Genomic DNA, 15,245 nt, shown 5'->3' with positions numbered 1-15,245 from the left:
TTTTACTCCTTTGTTAATTTGATAAGCATTTGTTGCAATAAAAATAATCACTTAAATAAGACTGTAATTCACTTGTAGCAAGTTCTATTAAATCTATATGAGAGTCAAAAAACTCCATAGTGTCACTTAAAGTGTTATTTTCATCTTTAAAAATTCCATCACTTGCAAAAAGCTCTATGTTTTGATTAATTTCAAGCTCCATTTCATCACCGCATCGATCGCAATTTCTATAAGTAAATCCTTTGAAATTAGCTTTTATTTTAGCTAGTTTTGGGTTAACTTTTGTAATAGTTCCTTCAAAAACTATATTATCAAGATCTAGTTTAAAAGGATAAGCTACAGAGCTAAGTTTTGCAAAGGCAATTTTCATTATAAAATTTCAGTTTTTGAAAAGAAAAATTCTATCTCAATTTTTGCATTTTCTAAGCTATCACTTCCATGAACTGCGTTTGCGTCAATACTATCTGCAAAATCTGCTCTAATAGTACCAGGAGCCGCTTCTTTTGGATTTGTAGCACCCATCAACTCTCTGTTTTTCAATACAGCATTTTCGCCTTCTAAAACAGAAACCACAACTGGACCACTGATCATGAATTCAACCAAATCTTTAAAAAAAGGTCTATTTTTATGTATAGCATAAAATTCTTGTGCTTCTTTTTCTGAAAGCTGTATTTTTTTTGTTGCTGCTATTCTTAGGCCATTGCTTTCAAAGCGTGTTAAAATTTGACCAATAACACCTTTTTTTACTGCATCAGGTTTAATAATAGAAAGTGTTTTTTCCAAAATCATTCCCTTCTAAAGTTTTATGTTTATAAAAGAGTTAATTATAACAAAAAATGTTTTAAAATTATATAAATTTAGTATTTTATAGAAGAAGTTACAAGTATCTTTAGCTTAAAGATACTTGTATAAAGTATTATTTAGGCAAATACCGGAGTTGAACCATCTCTTAAATCGTTTCCGATATTGTCACGGCTTGGTTGCCCGCTAACTACATCACTCCATACAATACAGCCATCAGTCGGGCAAGCACTTGCACAAGCTGGTTGATCATTATGTCCTACACACTCAACACATTTATCAGCATATACATAATATCTATCTTCACCTTCTGGATTGTTTGCATCATCTACGATTGCACTAACAGGACACTCATCTATACAAGAACCACATGCTATACAAATATCAGTAATTTTAACTGCCATTTTTTACTCCTTAATATTAAATACTGAATATAAGATTATCAAAATAGTCTTAATTTTATTCTTAAAATCTTTTAATTTTGATAATAAAAATAATTTATGGATAATTTTACACAATTAATATAATTTTAAATTTACAAATGATATTATTTCGTTACAAATAAAATTTATTAATTAGGAGATAATTATGATAGTAACCAAAAAAGCTATTGATTTTACAGCACCAGCTGTATTAGGAAGTAATGAAATAGTTGAAGACTTTAATCTTTATAAAAATATTGGACCAAAAGGTGCTGTAGTATTTTTCTATCCAAAAGATTTTACTTTTGTTTGTCCATCTGAAATTATAGCTTTTGATAAAAGATATCAAGACTTTAAAGATAGAGGTATTGAAGTAATTGGTGTATCTTGCGATAATGAATTTTCACATTTTGCATGGAAAAATATGCCAGTTAATCAAGGTGGTATTGGTCAAGTTAAATTTCCTTTAGTGGCTGATTTAACAAAGCAAATTGCTAGGAATTTTGATGTATTATTTGGTGAAGCAGTTGCTTTAAGAGGTTCTTTTTTGCTTGATGCTGATGGAACAATTCGTCATGCTGTTATAAATGATTTACCACTTGGTAGAAATATTGATGAAATGATTAGAATGGTTGATACTATGTTATTTACTAATGAACATGGTGAGGTTTGTCCAGCTGGTTGGAACAAAGGTGATGAAGGTATGAAAGCTGATCCTAAAGGTGTTGCTGATTATCTTAGTAAAAATGAAAATAAACTATAAATTAAAAAACCAAAAGTTTATCTTTTGGTTTTTTCTTCATTATTACTACTCTATATCTTTGATAGTTAACTATTTAAATATTAATTTTTTATTTAATTTGATAAAATAAAATTCCTGCTTTAAATAAAAAACAAAGGAGTTTTTAATGTTTATATCAAAAAGCTTATCTGGCAAACTTACAATGCTAGTTTGTTTTTTAATAGCTATTATTTTAATAGTTGTTAATGCAATTAACTATTATGAAACTAAACAAAACACTGCTTACTACTTAGAAGAAATACAAAAAAAGACTATGTTTGATGTAAATGGAGCATATAATATATACTCTTTATCTAAAAGAAGTGCTATTAGCTCTATTGCTGAACTTGTGTCAAAAAACCCAAATTTAAATACCGATGAATTGTTTGATTTACTAGAAGTTACAAAAAATTCAGCTGGATTTGATGTAGTTTATATTGGATTTGAAAAAGATGGTAGCTTGTATCAGTCAAATAAAGTTGTTAGAAGTCCTGAAAAAACAGGATTTGATGCAAGAACTAGACCATGGTATCAAGAATCAAAGCAACTTAAAAAATTAACAGTGAGCGATCCTTATAAAAGTATAGAAGATGATTCAATAACTATATCTTATACAACTCCTGTTTTTAACAATGGAAAACTTTTGGCTGTTGTAGGTGGTGATTATAATCTTCATACTTTCGCTAAAGATGTTTTAGCTTTAGGTCATTCTAATAGCTCTTATGCTGCTGTGTATGATAAAGAAGGAACTATAGTTTTTCATGAAGAAAAAGATAGAATGCTTACTAAAAATGATTTAAGTATTAATATATCTAATGCAATTAAAGCTAATCCTGACTTAATTGACCCAAATAAAGAAGAAACTCTATTTTATGCTAAAGATAGTCAAGGTAAAACTCAAGTAGCAACTTGTACTCAATCACTAAACCCTAAATATATTGTATGTTCTATTACCAATGAATCTGTATATACAGAAGCAGTTAATAAAGTTTTATTCCAACAAATTATCATAGCATTAATAGCTATAGTTATAGCATTGGTATTAATAAGATTTGCTATTGTTAAAAATTTAAAACCTATCGCTATCATCCAAACCGGCCTTAACTCATTCTTTGATTTCATCAATCATAAAACAAAAGACTCTACTATGATTAATGTTAATACTAATGATGAGTTTGGTGCTATGGCTAAAGCTATCAATGAAAATATCACTAAAACTAAAAATGCACTAGAACAAGATGCTAAAGCAGTAGAACAATCAGTAGATACAGCTAAAGAAATAGAAAGTGGTAATCTAACAGCAAGAATTACTGCAATTCCTGCTAATCCTCAATTAATAGAATTAAAAAATGTATTAAATGAAATGCTTAATGTATTAGAAGCAAAAATTGGTTCTAATATGAATGAAATTAATAGAGTATTTGATAGCTATAAGGCATTAGACTTTACAACTGAAGTTAAAAATGCTAAAGGTGGAGTTGAAGTAACTACTAATACCTTAGGTAAAGAAATAGTAGTTATGTTAAGACAATCATCAGAATTTGCTTCTTTACTTGCTACTGAAAGTGGTAAATTACAAAGTGCTGTTAAAGATTTAACAGATTCTTCATCAAGCCAAGCTTCTTCTTTAGAAGAAACAGCAGCAGCACTAGAAGAAATTACTTCTTCTATGCAAAATGTATCTCATAAAACTAGTGAAGTTATTGCTCAAAGTGAAGAGATTAAAAATGTTACTTCTATTATAGGTGATATTGCTGATCAAATTAACTTGCTTGCATTAAATGCTGCTATTGAAGCTGCTCGTGCAGGAGAACACGGTAGAGGCTTTGCTGTTGTTGCTGATGAAGTTAGAAACCTAGCTGAAAGAACTCAAAAGTCTTTAGGTGAAATAGAAGCTAATACTAATATCTTAGTTCAATCTATTAATGAAATGGGTGAGAGTATTAAAGAACAAACTACAGGTATTACTCAAATAAATGATGCTGTAGCTCAAATTGATCATGTAACCCAAGAGAACTTAAAAATAGCTAATGATAGTGCAGTAATATCTGATAATGTTAATAAGATAGCTAATGATATCTTAGAAGATGCTAGGAAGAAGAGGTTTTAGATAGATATAAAATCCAAGTATTTAAATTTGTTGATACTTGGATTTAAATGTTATAATCTTACTTTTAATTCTTAGTAAGGTTTTTTATGGCTGCTGATGATCAAGAAAAAACAGAAGAACCCACATCCAAGAAAATAGAAGATGCAAGACAAGAGGGCAATGTCCCAAAAAGTCAAGATGCTTCAGCTGTAGCTGTGCTTGTTATAGCTGTAGTTGTGGTTTTGGCTATGTTACCCTTTATAGGTGAGAGAATTAGTGGTTTATATAGATTTTATCAAAGCTTTATAGGTATTGAAATTGATTTGAAAATTTTACAAAAAATTATTGTTAAAACCATGATAGAAATGTTTATTATGGTTTTGCCTATTACTTTAATTATTATGGTAGCAGGTGTGCTTGGTAATTTAATGCAATTTGGATTTATCTTTACTACTAAGCCAATTACTCCAAATTTTAATAAAATTAATCCTATTAATGGTCTTAAAAATCTTTTTTCTTTGAAGAAAATTATTGAAGCTTTAAAAATTATACTAAAAGTTGGGATAGTTTTTGGTATAGCTTTTGTTTTTTTATTGCAGTTTATGAAAGAACTCCCTAGAGTAGAACTTTATACAATTTATCCTCAACTTTTATGGCTTAGAGATAAGGCTATAATTTTAGCAGCTGTTGTTATTATAGCTTTTTTGATTATAGGATTTTTAGATATACTTTTGGTAAGATATCAATACTTTAAAAATTTGCGTATGAGTAAGCAAGAAATTAAAGATGAATATAAGCAAAGCGAAGGAGATCCTTTGGTAAAAGGAAGAATTCGCCGTTTGCAAATGGAAGCAGCAAGGCGTAGAATGGTGCAAGATGTTGCTAGTGCTGATGTTGTAATTACCAATCCTACTCATTATGCTGTTGCTTTGCGTTATGATAGTTCTAAAGAATCAGCACCTAAAGTTTTAGCTAAGGGGGTGGATTTTTTAGCTTTGCGTATAAAAGATATGGCATATGAATATAATGTTATGATTTATGAAAATCCACCTTTAGCAAGAGAACTTTACAAATCTTGCGAAGTAAATGATCTTATCCCGCCAGAGCTTTTTAAAGCAGTAGCGGAAGTTTTGAGCTTTGTTTATACTTCTAATAGACAAAAATTTGCTGATAGATTAAAATAAATTTATCTTTTTAATCAAACTCACAATAGTCATAGCTATAGAAAGAGTATAAATACCTAAAAGTGCTATACGATGGGATTTAAGATTAAGTTTTTCCATGATTTTGATGCCAATATAAACCCCTAGCATAGAACTAAGCCCCACTAGACTTCCATTTTGTAATACTTCTTTATCGATAATGTCATTATAAAAAAAAGAACTAATTCCTGAAATTGAAGCAAATATCACAAAAAATAAACTAAGCGGAACTACTTTTTTAGTATCATAACCTAAAAAATAAGCTAGAATAGGGGTGATTAAAAGCCCGCCTCCAATACCTAAAGATATGGCAAAAATTCCTGTAAATATACCACAAATTAGCAAAACAGAATTTTTTAGGACTTTAGAATGATCGATATTTCCAATGGTGCTTTTTTGATTAAAAGCAAATTTTAAAAAGAAAATAATACTTACACATAAAAAAATACTTGTTAAGGTTATATCTGAAAAATATGAGAGTAAAATACCACTAAACATCGCACCTAAAAAGCCACCAAAGCCTATGATAAAACCATCTTTTAAGATTAAATTTTTCTTTTTATAGTTTAAATATGAACCAAAAATAGAAGCAAAGATCATTTGCACTACTGAAATTGCTACAGCATGATGAGAGCTAAGCCCTAGAGTAAGCATAAAAGGAACGATGATCATACCGCCACCTATACCAAAAACTCCAGAAGCCATACCTGAAAAAATTCCTATAATCAAATAAGGAAGTAAAGTTAAATCCATAATAAACCTTCGTTTATAAAAAAATCATTACAACATAATAAAATTATTTAGCTTTAGAAAATATAATTATAGTCGATTTGAAAATAAAAAGAATATATATTTTTTTTTGGGGGGGGGATGAGTGATTTTTTGCAAAAAATGCGTAATGCCAAATACTAAGCCTGATTTGCATTTTGATGAAAATGGAATTTGTGATGCATGTCGCTCACAAGAAGCTAAAAATTATGAAATTAATTGGCAAGAACGCGAAAAAGAATTTTTTGATCTTATAAAAAAATACAAAAAACATCCTGTGTATGATTGTGTGATAGGAGTTAGTGGTGGGAAAGATTCTACTTATCAAGTTTTGAAATGTCTTGAGCTTGGGCTTAATCCTTTATGTGTTTGTTTTGAGCCAAGTATCCCTACTAAATTAGGTAAGAAAAATCTTCGTAATTTAAATAATCTTGGTGTAGATTTAATCCATATTAAAAGAAATCCTTTGATATATAAAAAATTATCTCGTGAAGCATTGATAAGAACAGGGGATAATGAATGGCAAAACCATTTAGGAATTTTTACTTGTGTTCCAAAAATTGCAGTTAATTTTAATATACCTTTAATAATTTGGGGTGAAAGTCCTCAAATAGAATATGGAGGACCAGCTAGTTCTAAAGAAAAAAATATACTAGGTAGAGAATGGCTTGAAGAATTTGGAGGACTTTTAGGCAATAGAATTTCTGATATGATTGGTGTTGATGATATAAGTGAAAAGGATTTGTATTTTTATACTTATCCAAGTGATGAGGAGCTTCAAAAAGTAGGGGTTACGGGGTTATTTTTAGGGTATTATTTCAAATGGGATTATAAGTATAATTTAAAAATATCTAAAGAAAATGGTTTTAAAACAAGTATTAAGCCAGTTGAAACTACTTATGAGAATTTTGAAAATTTAGATTGTTATTCAAATCATGTACATGATTATTTAAAATACTGCAAATATGGCTTTGGAAGAGCTACGGATAATGCGTGTTTAGATATAAGACTTGGTTATATTAGCCGTGAAGAAGGTATTAGGCTCGTAAATAAATATGATGGAAGAGTTCCAAAAAAAGCTATAAAAAAATACTTAGAATTTAGTGGTTTTAGTGAAAAAGAATTTGAAAAAATAGTAGATTCTTTTACAAATAAAAAAATTTTCAAACGCGATGAAAATGGTAAATTTTTAAGAGATAGTGATGGATCGTTGATAAAAAAAGATGAGTTTATTTTAAAATGATTTGTATTGTGGATTATCATTTAGGGAATTTTAAATCTGTTTTAAAGGCCTTTGAAAAGATTAATCAAGAAGTAATTGTGAGTTCTAAAAAAGAAGATATTAAAAGAGCTTCTAAATTAGTTTTACCGGGTGTTGGATCTTTTAGGCAAGGCATGGAAAATTTAAAAAAACTTTCTTTAGATGAACTTTTAAAAGAATGTGTTTTAAAAGATAAAAAGCCTATTTTGGGGATTTGTCTTGGTATGCAACTTTTTGCTAGCAAAGGATATGAGGGCGGAGAGTGCGAAGGGCTTGATTTTGTTAGAGCAAAGGTTTTAAAATTTAATTTAAGTAAAGAAAAAGTATTGCATAGTGGTTGGGATAATTTACAATTTAGCAATAAAAAAAGTAAGCTTTATAATGGGATTTTAGAAAAAAGTGATTTTTATTTTGTACATTCTTATTATGTAGAGTGTTTAGAGAGTGTGGAGACTTCTTTTTGTGAGTATGAAAAACCTTTTTGTGCAAGTTTTGAAAAAGATAATATTTTTGCTGTGCAATTTCACCCTGAAAAAAGTCAAAATGTTGGTTTAAGACTTTTGGAGAATTTTGCAAATTTAAAGGCTTAGTGTGCTTAAAACTAGAGTTATACCTTGTGTATTATTAAAAGATGGACAACTTGTAAAAAGCGTAAATTTTAGTTCTTTTAGAACAATAGGATATTTAAAAAGCACTGCAAGAATTTATAATGCTAGAAATGTGGATGAGCTTATAGTTTTAGATATTAATAAAAATGGTTTTATAGATTTTGAGAGTTTAGAAGATATAGCAAATGAATGTTTTATGCCTTTGACTATTGGAGGTGGGATTAGAACTTTAGAAGATATTAGAAAAGTGCTAGATATAGGTGCGGATAAAATTAGTATTAATTCTATAGCATTACAAAATCCAAATTTTATAAAAGAAGCTACTAACACTTTTGGAAGTTCTTGTGTGGTGTGTTCTATAGATGTAAAAAAAGATAAAAATCAATTTAAAGTTTTTAATAATGGCGTTTTAAATCTTGATCCGCTTGAGCTTGCATTAAAATATGAGTCTTTAGGAGCAGGAGAGATACTTTTAACAAGTGTTGATAAAGAAGGAAGTTCTTTGGGGTATGATTGGGAATTACTAGAGTATTTCAAAGGTAAATTAAAAATTCCACTTATTATCAATGGGGGACTTTCTAAGCCTCAAGATGGAGTAAAAGCTATACAACTTGGTGCAAATGCATTAGCCGGTGCTTTTATATTTCATTTTAGTCAATATACTCCAAATGATGTTAAAAATGAGCTTTTAAAAAATAATATCCCTGTGAGGATTGTTTAAATTTACAAAATAAAAATTATTATCTTCTTTAATAACCTCAAAACCATGCTTTAAATATAAATTTAAAGCTTTTATATTTTCTTTAAAAACACAAGCGTTTAAAGTTTGAACTTTTAAAACACTAAAAGCATAGTTTTTAATTTCTTGCATTAATATTTTTCCAACACCTTTTTTAATACCATAAAGTCCAAATTCACATGAAGTTTGAGTAATGTTGATAAAATCAATTACACCAATGGTATCTTTATCATCATAGACTAGAAAGTATTTTTTAGTTTTATCAGATTTTAGATTAGTTAAAAAATGTAAATGTTCTTTTAAACTAATATTTTGTGTTTTCATAAATTTAGCAATATTTTCATCATTTCGCCATTTTAAAACTAATTTAATTTCTTTTTGTGTTAAATCATTAAAATCTTTTAAAAAAATCATATTAAGTTTTCTACCTCATAGCCTTTTTTGGCAAGCCATATGGCAAGCCTTTCTTGGTTTTTAGCATAAGCTATCGCTTTAAAATTGGCTTTTAAAATCAGAGCTTCATTTACCAATGAACTTGCACTGATAATAAGTTTTTTGCTTTCATTCATCAATCTTGCTAAATTTGGATAATCTATATGAACTTGAATATTAGAATTTTGTTGGCTTAACTTTTGAAGTGATTTTAAATGAATATTTGCTTTTGTTGTTGCTATGATAATGGTTTTGTTTTTATCAAGTTTGTTTGCTATATTAAAAGAAAGATTTTTATTATCACTTCCACCTATGCAAATGAAATAATCATAAATCTTTTCTCGTTGTGTTTTACTTTCTTGGTAAAATTCATCGCGTATTAGAGCATAAGAAAAACCGCATCTTAATTCGCAGTATTTTGGAAGCAACCCTTCGTAGTCACTTTCCTTAGCATAGGCATTAACATTTAGTAAGATATCACAAAAATGTTCTTTAATCTCATCATCAAAACTTAAAATTTTAATTCCTGTTTCAAGTTTAATGAGTTTTTCATCACTAGCTGTGATTTCATAATGATCAATAATCAAAAGATCAAAATTTTCTTTTTTTATAAGATTGATAAGCTCATATATACTAGCACTTGCTAATTCATAAACAGGATAAGGAATCTCATCTATTAAAGATCCTTTAAGGGCTAAACACGCAAAAGATACATTCTCATATTGTTTTGCCAATATCAAATCTCTTTTTATATGCCCATGTCCTATTTGGCTTGAGCTATCACTTCTTATTAAAACTTTCATTTTCTTTTATAACTTCTTTGAATTTTTCTTTTGGATTTTTTTCATTAAACAAAAAATCCAAAATCCCCAAATAGGGAATAAAGTTAGATCCTAATTGAGCATATCTTGGATGGATGAAATTAAAATACTTAATTTGTATGTTAGCATTTTTAAACATTTCTTGTGCTTTTTCTTCTTCAAGGTAGTTTTTTGAACCTTCTGGAGAAAGATATTTATCTGCTTTTAGTGTTTTACAAATTTCAAGTAAAAGTTTTTCTTTTTTTTTATTTGTTATATTTAGATTAGAAGCTTGTAAAATGGGTGTTTGAATATTTAAGTGCTGACAATAAATTTTAATTAACTCCATATTAAAATGAACTAAATGAGTATGTTTGTATAAAGCATTTTCTAAAATATGATAGTATTTATCAAAATTAATGCTTTTAGAATAAGCATGATAAATGGTTTTTAGAAATTTTATTTTCCATTTATCATCTTTTTCAAATAAAATATCTTGAAGTGATGTCTTTTGAGATGTTTTTTGTAAATTTAATCCTAGCATGAAAGTTTTATTTTGTAGTTTAATTTTATTTCTATTTTGCCACGATCTTCTTTCAAATTGAACATTATCTAAAAAAACAAAAGTATCAACACTTTTTATCATATACATATAACCTATCCAAGGATTGAAGGTAGGTTGCATAATAGCTATTTGCATATGCTAACCTTTTTTGAGTGGTATGCATATACCCCCCCCATGAATTTTATGTTAATTTTCATTGTATTTTTCCATAAATTACTATATCATTATCATTTACTAATATCTCATCATCTCCCATTACATTTGTACTTTCATAATTTAAAACTTTAAAATCAAATAAACCTAGATGTTCTTTTAAAATTTGTATTAATTCATATTCTTGATATAAAGTATTTATACAACCTAGCTCACTCGTTGTATCATCAATAACTTTAAAACAATTATGTTCTATTTTTTCACCATATCCATATCTAAAATCTTTAATACTTCTAGTTCTTAAGAAAAATAAAGCATTTTCTTTATGCATATTATTTTCTTTTGATAATTTCAAAAGTTTTATAAAATCATCTCTTTTTAAATAATTTATAACATTTGGTATTAAAAATACATCTGCATTTATATTTTTGTTCTTAATAGGAAATTCTAAAATATCATCATTAAAAAATTCATATTTTTTAGCTTGTATGACATTTTTAAAATTATAATTTGCATTATTTATATTTTCTTTATTTAAATCAACACCTATGCATTCATAATCATAATTTGCAAATAAAGATAAATTATTTCCATTAGAACAAGCAAATTCTAAAACTTTTAGATTTGATTTATTGTGTAAATTATTTTTGAAAAAAAATTTTATAATTGCATTATCTGGAAATTTTAATCCTTTTAAATCTTTTATATACATATTAATTCCTTATTTTTCCATATATTATTATATCACTATCTTTTATATAAACTTTATTTTTTATATTTATATTTTCGCTTGTTATTACTTCAAAATCATATAAATCTAAATATTCTTTTAAAATTTCTACAAGCTCGTGTTCTTGATAAGCAGTACAAAGACAATCTTTTTCACCACTAAATTCATCATATTCTAGTATAAAACTACCATTTTCTAGTCTTTTTCCAAGACCATATCTATGATCTTTTATGCTTCTTGCTCTTAAGAAAAAGTGAGCATACCCCCCCCCATATAAATTATTTAATCTTGAATTTTTTAATAAATTTTTAAAATCATCTTTACTTATATAATTTATAACATTTGGTATTAAAAATACATCTGCATTTATGCCTTTATGATTTTTTGCAAAATCTAGCATATTTTCATTAAAAAATCTAGCTTTTTTATAATGCATTATATTATTAAAATTATAAATGGCATTTTCATGGTTTTGTTTGCTAAGTTCTACCCCTATACATTCGTAATCATAATTTGCAAATAAAGAAAGATTGTTGCCATTATGAGAAGCAAATTCTAAAACTTTTGCATTTTTTAAACTATCTAACTTATTTTTAAAAAACCATCTAACAAGCTCCATATCAGGATACTTAAAACCTTTGATTTTGTTTATAAACATTTATTGCCTTTGTGAAATTGATACAGCATTTTAGCAAATTCTAAATCTTGAGGAGTATCTATATCACAAACTTTATTTCTTGGAAGTAAAAATGCCTTAGAATGTGGTTTAAACATAAAATCTTCACTAAGCCATGCTTCTTTTTTACCAAAATAAAATGCCCCACTATCATGATAAGCCTTAGTTAAATCTTGGGAGCGTTTGTTATAATTTAACTCATCAAACATATAAACTTTATTTTGCTTATCTAAATAAAATCCTCTTTGTATGGGGTATTCAAATTCACAAGCTGAAAATAAAAACTTGCAATCTTCTTTTATAAATTCACAATAAGCTTTTTTTAAAACATCTTCATTTATCAAAGGAGCAGTAGCATAAAGACAGCAAATATTTTCGTAAAATTGATCTTGTTTTTCTAAAGTTTTAATGGCATCTTGGATTACAGCAGTGGAACTTGTATAATCATCACTTAGTTCTTTTTTACGCACAAAAGGAGCTTTTGCACCATATTTTAATGCTACTTCGATAATTTCATCATCATCACTTGAGATGATTACATCATCAAAAATACCTGAATTTAAAGCACTTTCTATACTATAAGATATCAAAGGCTTTCCTAAAAAATCTATTACATTTTTTCTAGGAATTCTTTTTGAACCACCACGAGCTGGTATTATACAAAGATTTTTTTTCATATTTTTTCTTTATTTTTTTAAAATAAAGTATAATTTAATAATAATTTTAAAAGGCTTAAAATGCTTATTAATAAAACATATTTTATAGACTCTTGTGATGATGTAGAATTAAATATAAAAAGAGAATCTAAACTTGAATATAGAATTACTTATGATGATAGTAAAGATATCAAAGCTATAGTTTTTGTTATAGGCGGTTATGGAGCAAATGCACATATGGCTTTTGTTGATTTTAATAGAAAATTTGTAGCTAAAAAATTTGATGTAATAGCTGTGAGTGTTTTATATCATTGTTTTTGCCAAAGAAAATCTGATGTGGATAAGTATAGTGCTACTACTGCTTTTTTGGAAGATGATTTGCCAAAATTTAAAGCAGCATTAGAAAATTTAAATATTAATGCAGATTCTTTAAATGAATACAATGTTTGGAAATATTGGGATATTTTAAATCAAACTATTGATGATTTAAAAAATCGAGGATTGTTGATTCAACCTTATAGAGCACATCTTAATGGCAGTCTTATCCCACCCAACAATGAATATCAAAACTATGGCATTATGGCTGCAATTGATCATATCAATGCTTTAAAAGATATTATGAAAAATTATCCTGAGTTTAAATCTTTACCTAAGATTTATGGGGGGGGGTCTTATGGGGGTTATTTAGCGTTGCTTATTTCAAAAATAGCTCCTTGGTATGTAGATGGAGTGATAGATAATTCAGGTGGCGCCTTACCTCCTTTTGAATATTTTCTAGGAAAAGAATTTGATAAAGAGGATTATATTTTTTATGATCCAAATACTATAGTGCATTGTCAAGTTAAAACCCATTGGACCCGCAAAGATCCAAATTCATCTTATTATTTTGCTGATGAAAATTATTTAATAAGGGCTTTGCTTAATAAAGATCATTTAATCTTGCAAGCTCAAAAAAACAAAGATATAGTTTATATAAGTTATCATAGTGCTAAAGATGTTTTAGTCTTAGCTGAACATAAAATAGGATTAATGAGGATTTATGAAATTTTAGGCTATGAAGTAATTTTTCATTTAATCAATGAAAAAGATATAGATGGTAAATACATTAAAGATGCAACACATGGAGGCAATATCTCTGATAAATCCCTTTTCAACAAAGAATTGCCAAAAATGCTTGAAAAATTAAAAGATAAAACTTTCACAATGAAAGAAGATAGTATAAGTTATCCTTGTAAAAACAAAGTTTTTACTTTTAAGGATAAAGATGATAAATTTGTTTTAGAAATAATTTAAAATAAAGACTAACAATGATAATCAACAAAACCTATGAAATCAATTCTTGCGATGATGTAGAATTAAATATAAAAAGAGAAAGTAAGCTTGAGTTTAAACTTATTTATGATGATAGTAAAGAAATAAAAGCTTTAGTTTGTATTATACAAGGACTTGGTGGAGATTCAAATGATAATTATAAAAATCATTTAGCAAATTTTATTGTTTCAGAGTATAATGTAGCTGTTTTAAGTGTAAATTATCATTGTATAGGAAATCGTCCTCAAACTGGAGCTAAATTTTATTTAGACAATATTGATAAACTTATATTTGAAGCTAGTTTAAAAGCTTTAAATATAGAAATTCCTTATAATATACAAAAGCTAAATACTTTTGAAGAATTTTATCCTGCTATGGATTATCTTAACAAAAAAATTGGGGATATGAAAAATAATTGGGAGTTTGATAGAAGTTATTATTTGGATTTGAGTGTAACTTTACAACCAACCAAAGATGAATATCAAAATTTTGGCATTATGCAAGCAACAGATATAATCAATGCTATTTTATATATAAAAGCCAATCTTCCTTTTAAAATTATGGGGGGGGGTATAAAGACTATTTTGGTAGGTTCTTCACATGGTGGGTATTTATCCAATTTATGTGCAAAAATTTCTCCTTGGAATGTTGATGCTGTTATAGATAATTCTTCTTATGTATGCTTTGAGAAGATATGGAGAATTATAGGATTTGGTAAAGAGATTGATTATACAAAATATCTTTGTTTTGGCACTTTTCATTTTTTTAATAATATTAGGCTTTGTTGTTTTGATAAAACCTTTTGGACTTCTAATTCTTCTTCGCCAAATTATTTTTCCAATGCTAGAAGAATGATTAGAGATATATTGGTAAAAGAGCATTTGAAAACCCAAAGTCTGTATCCAAAACCAAAATATATTTTTTATCATTCTAAATTTGATATGGAAATTGCACCTTTTGAAGACAAAGAAGAATTATTTGATATTTTAAAAAATTTAAGTTTTGATATTGATTTTATTAAGATAACAAGTGAAAAAGATATAGATGGGAAATTTATAAAAAATTTAGAACATGGTATGGGTATGTCAATTAAAACTTTAATAAAAAAACATTTAAATGAAATTTTAAAAGAACCTTTGCAAGATAAATCATGCGAAAAAGAAATATCTTATAAATGTGATGATTTGATATATACTTTTAAGGAAGAAGATAATCAAATAAAGTTAGAGATTAAACAATAATCTCTAAAAA

18 protein-coding genes and 1 pseudogene are annotated in these 15,245 nt (G+C 27.3%); 9 read left to right on the top strand and 10 right to left on the bottom strand.

What is annotated here, in order from left to right; genetic code table 11:
- Positions 1–13: 13 nt before the first annotated feature.
- The 3 genes from CARM_RS06915 to CARM_RS06905 form a co-directional block, all read right to left on the bottom strand.
- Positions 14–370 carry a DUF177 domain-containing protein gene (locus CARM_RS06915; RefSeq protein WP_139426006.1) on the bottom strand — a complete coding sequence of 119 codons (357 nt, stop codon included), beginning with the start codon at positions 368–370 and terminating at the stop codon, positions 14–16.
- Positions 370–783 (bottom strand): nucleoside-diphosphate kinase, encoded by a 414-nt coding sequence (ndk, locus tag CARM_RS06910; RefSeq protein WP_139426005.1) that lies wholly within the window; start codon positions 781–783, stop codon positions 370–372. Before ndk ends, CARM_RS06915 begins: the two co-directional genes overlap by 1 nt.
- A 137-nt stretch (positions 784–920) precedes the next feature.
- Positions 921–1,205 (bottom strand): DUF362 domain-containing protein, encoded by a 285-nt coding sequence (locus tag CARM_RS06905; protein ID WP_139426002.1) that lies wholly within the window; start codon positions 1,203–1,205, stop codon positions 921–923.
- A gap of 184 nt (positions 1,206–1,389) precedes the next feature.
- Here CARM_RS06905 and CARM_RS06900 point away from each other — a divergent pair, with 184 nt between their 5' ends.
- From CARM_RS06900 to flhB, 4 genes and pseudogenes are all read left to right on the top strand, one after another.
- Positions 1,390–1,986, top strand: coding sequence for a peroxiredoxin (locus CARM_RS06900; RefSeq protein ID WP_139426000.1), 597 nt, complete (start codon positions 1,390–1,392; stop codon positions 1,984–1,986).
- Positions 1,987–2,131: 145 nt separating this feature from the next.
- Positions 2,132–2,869: pseudogene (locus CARM_RS08620) on the top strand (cache domain-containing protein); the annotation flags it as partial.
- Between the two features lie 282 nt (positions 2,870–3,151).
- Positions 3,152–4,114 carry a methyl-accepting chemotaxis protein gene (locus tag CARM_RS08615; RefSeq protein WP_414641182.1) on the top strand — a complete coding sequence of 321 codons (963 nt, stop codon included), beginning with the start codon at positions 3,152–3,154 and terminating at the stop codon, positions 4,112–4,114.
- 86 nt (positions 4,115–4,200) lie between these two features.
- Positions 4,201–5,277 carry a flagellar biosynthesis protein FlhB gene (gene flhB, locus CARM_RS06890; RefSeq protein ID WP_139426895.1) on the top strand — a complete coding sequence of 359 codons (1,077 nt, stop codon included), beginning with the start codon at positions 4,201–4,203 and terminating at the stop codon, positions 5,275–5,277.
- Here flhB and CARM_RS06885 read toward each other — a convergent pair.
- Positions 5,269–6,048, bottom strand: a complete 780-nt coding sequence (locus tag CARM_RS06885; RefSeq protein ID WP_139426893.1) for a sulfite exporter TauE/SafE family protein — start codon at positions 6,046–6,048, stop codon at positions 5,269–5,271. The two genes, flhB and CARM_RS06885, sit on opposite strands and share 9 nt — an antisense overlap.
- Positions 6,049–6,169: 121 nt before the next feature.
- Here CARM_RS06885 and pseA point away from each other — a divergent pair, with 121 nt between their 5' ends.
- The 3 genes from pseA to CARM_RS06870 are packed head-to-tail and all read left to right on the top strand — an operon-like array spanning position 6,170 to position 8,653.
- Positions 6,170–7,306 (top strand): pseudaminic acid biosynthesis protein PseA, encoded by a 1,137-nt coding sequence (pseA, locus tag CARM_RS06880; protein WP_139426891.1) that lies wholly within the window; start codon positions 6,170–6,172, stop codon positions 7,304–7,306.
- Positions 7,303–7,914 carry an imidazole glycerol phosphate synthase subunit HisH gene (gene hisH / locus CARM_RS06875; protein ID WP_139426889.1) on the top strand — a complete coding sequence of 204 codons (612 nt, stop codon included), beginning with the start codon at positions 7,303–7,305 and terminating at the stop codon, positions 7,912–7,914. The genes pseA and hisH overlap by 4 nt, the downstream gene beginning before the upstream one ends.
- A gap of 1 nt (position 7,915) precedes the next feature.
- Positions 7,916–8,653 (top strand): HisA/HisF-related TIM barrel protein, encoded by a 738-nt coding sequence (locus tag CARM_RS06870; protein ID WP_139426887.1) that lies wholly within the window; start codon positions 7,916–7,918, stop codon positions 8,651–8,653.
- Here CARM_RS06870 and pseH read toward each other — a convergent pair.
- The 6 genes from pseH to pseF are packed head-to-tail and all read right to left on the bottom strand — an operon-like array spanning position 8,621 to position 12,704.
- Positions 8,621–9,085 (bottom strand): UDP-4-amino-4,6-dideoxy-N-acetyl-beta-L-altrosamine N-acetyltransferase, encoded by a 465-nt coding sequence (gene pseH, locus CARM_RS06865; protein WP_139426885.1) that lies wholly within the window; start codon positions 9,083–9,085, stop codon positions 8,621–8,623. The two genes, CARM_RS06870 and pseH, sit on opposite strands and share 33 nt — an antisense overlap.
- Positions 9,082–9,906, bottom strand: coding sequence for a UDP-2,4-diacetamido-2,4,6-trideoxy-beta-L-altropyranose hydrolase (gene pseG / locus CARM_RS06860; RefSeq protein ID WP_139426882.1), 825 nt, complete (start codon positions 9,904–9,906; stop codon positions 9,082–9,084). Before pseG ends, pseH begins: the two co-directional genes overlap by 4 nt.
- Positions 9,884–10,603, bottom strand: a complete 720-nt coding sequence (locus CARM_RS06855; RefSeq protein ID WP_176301016.1) for a WbqC family protein — start codon at positions 10,601–10,603, stop codon at positions 9,884–9,886. The genes pseG and CARM_RS06855 overlap by 23 nt, the downstream gene beginning before the upstream one ends.
- A 58-nt stretch (positions 10,604–10,661) precedes the next feature.
- Entirely contained in the window at positions 10,662–11,333 is a 672-nt protein-coding gene (locus CARM_RS06850; protein ID WP_139426880.1) for a class I SAM-dependent methyltransferase, read from the bottom strand.
- Between the two features lies 1 nt (position 11,334).
- Entirely contained in the window at positions 11,335–12,009 is a 675-nt protein-coding gene (locus tag CARM_RS06845; RefSeq protein ID WP_236633062.1) for a class I SAM-dependent methyltransferase, read from the bottom strand.
- Complete coding sequence (pseF, locus tag CARM_RS06840) at positions 12,000–12,704, bottom strand: pseudaminic acid cytidylyltransferase (protein WP_139426878.1); 705 nt, start codon at positions 12,702–12,704, stop codon at positions 12,000–12,002. The genes CARM_RS06845 and pseF overlap by 10 nt, the downstream gene beginning before the upstream one ends.
- A gap of 60 nt (positions 12,705–12,764) precedes the next feature.
- Between pseF and CARM_RS06835 the strand changes: the two genes are divergently transcribed.
- Entirely contained in the window at positions 12,765–13,976 is a 1,212-nt protein-coding gene (locus CARM_RS06835) for a DUF2920 family protein (RefSeq protein ID WP_139426876.1), read from the top strand.
- 14 nt (positions 13,977–13,990) lie between these two features.
- Complete coding sequence (locus CARM_RS06830; protein WP_139426874.1) at positions 13,991–15,235, top strand: DUF2920 family protein; 1,245 nt, start codon at positions 13,991–13,993, stop codon at positions 15,233–15,235.
- The last annotated feature ends 10 nt before the right edge of the window (positions 15,236–15,245 follow it).

This window comes from Campylobacter armoricus (assembly GCF_013372105.1).
Classification (GTDB): domain Bacteria; phylum Campylobacterota; class Campylobacteria; order Campylobacterales; family Campylobacteraceae; genus Campylobacter_D; species Campylobacter_D armoricus.
The sequence above is the reverse complement of the archived record's forward strand: the minus strand, read 5'-3'. Positions and strand labels throughout refer to the sequence as shown.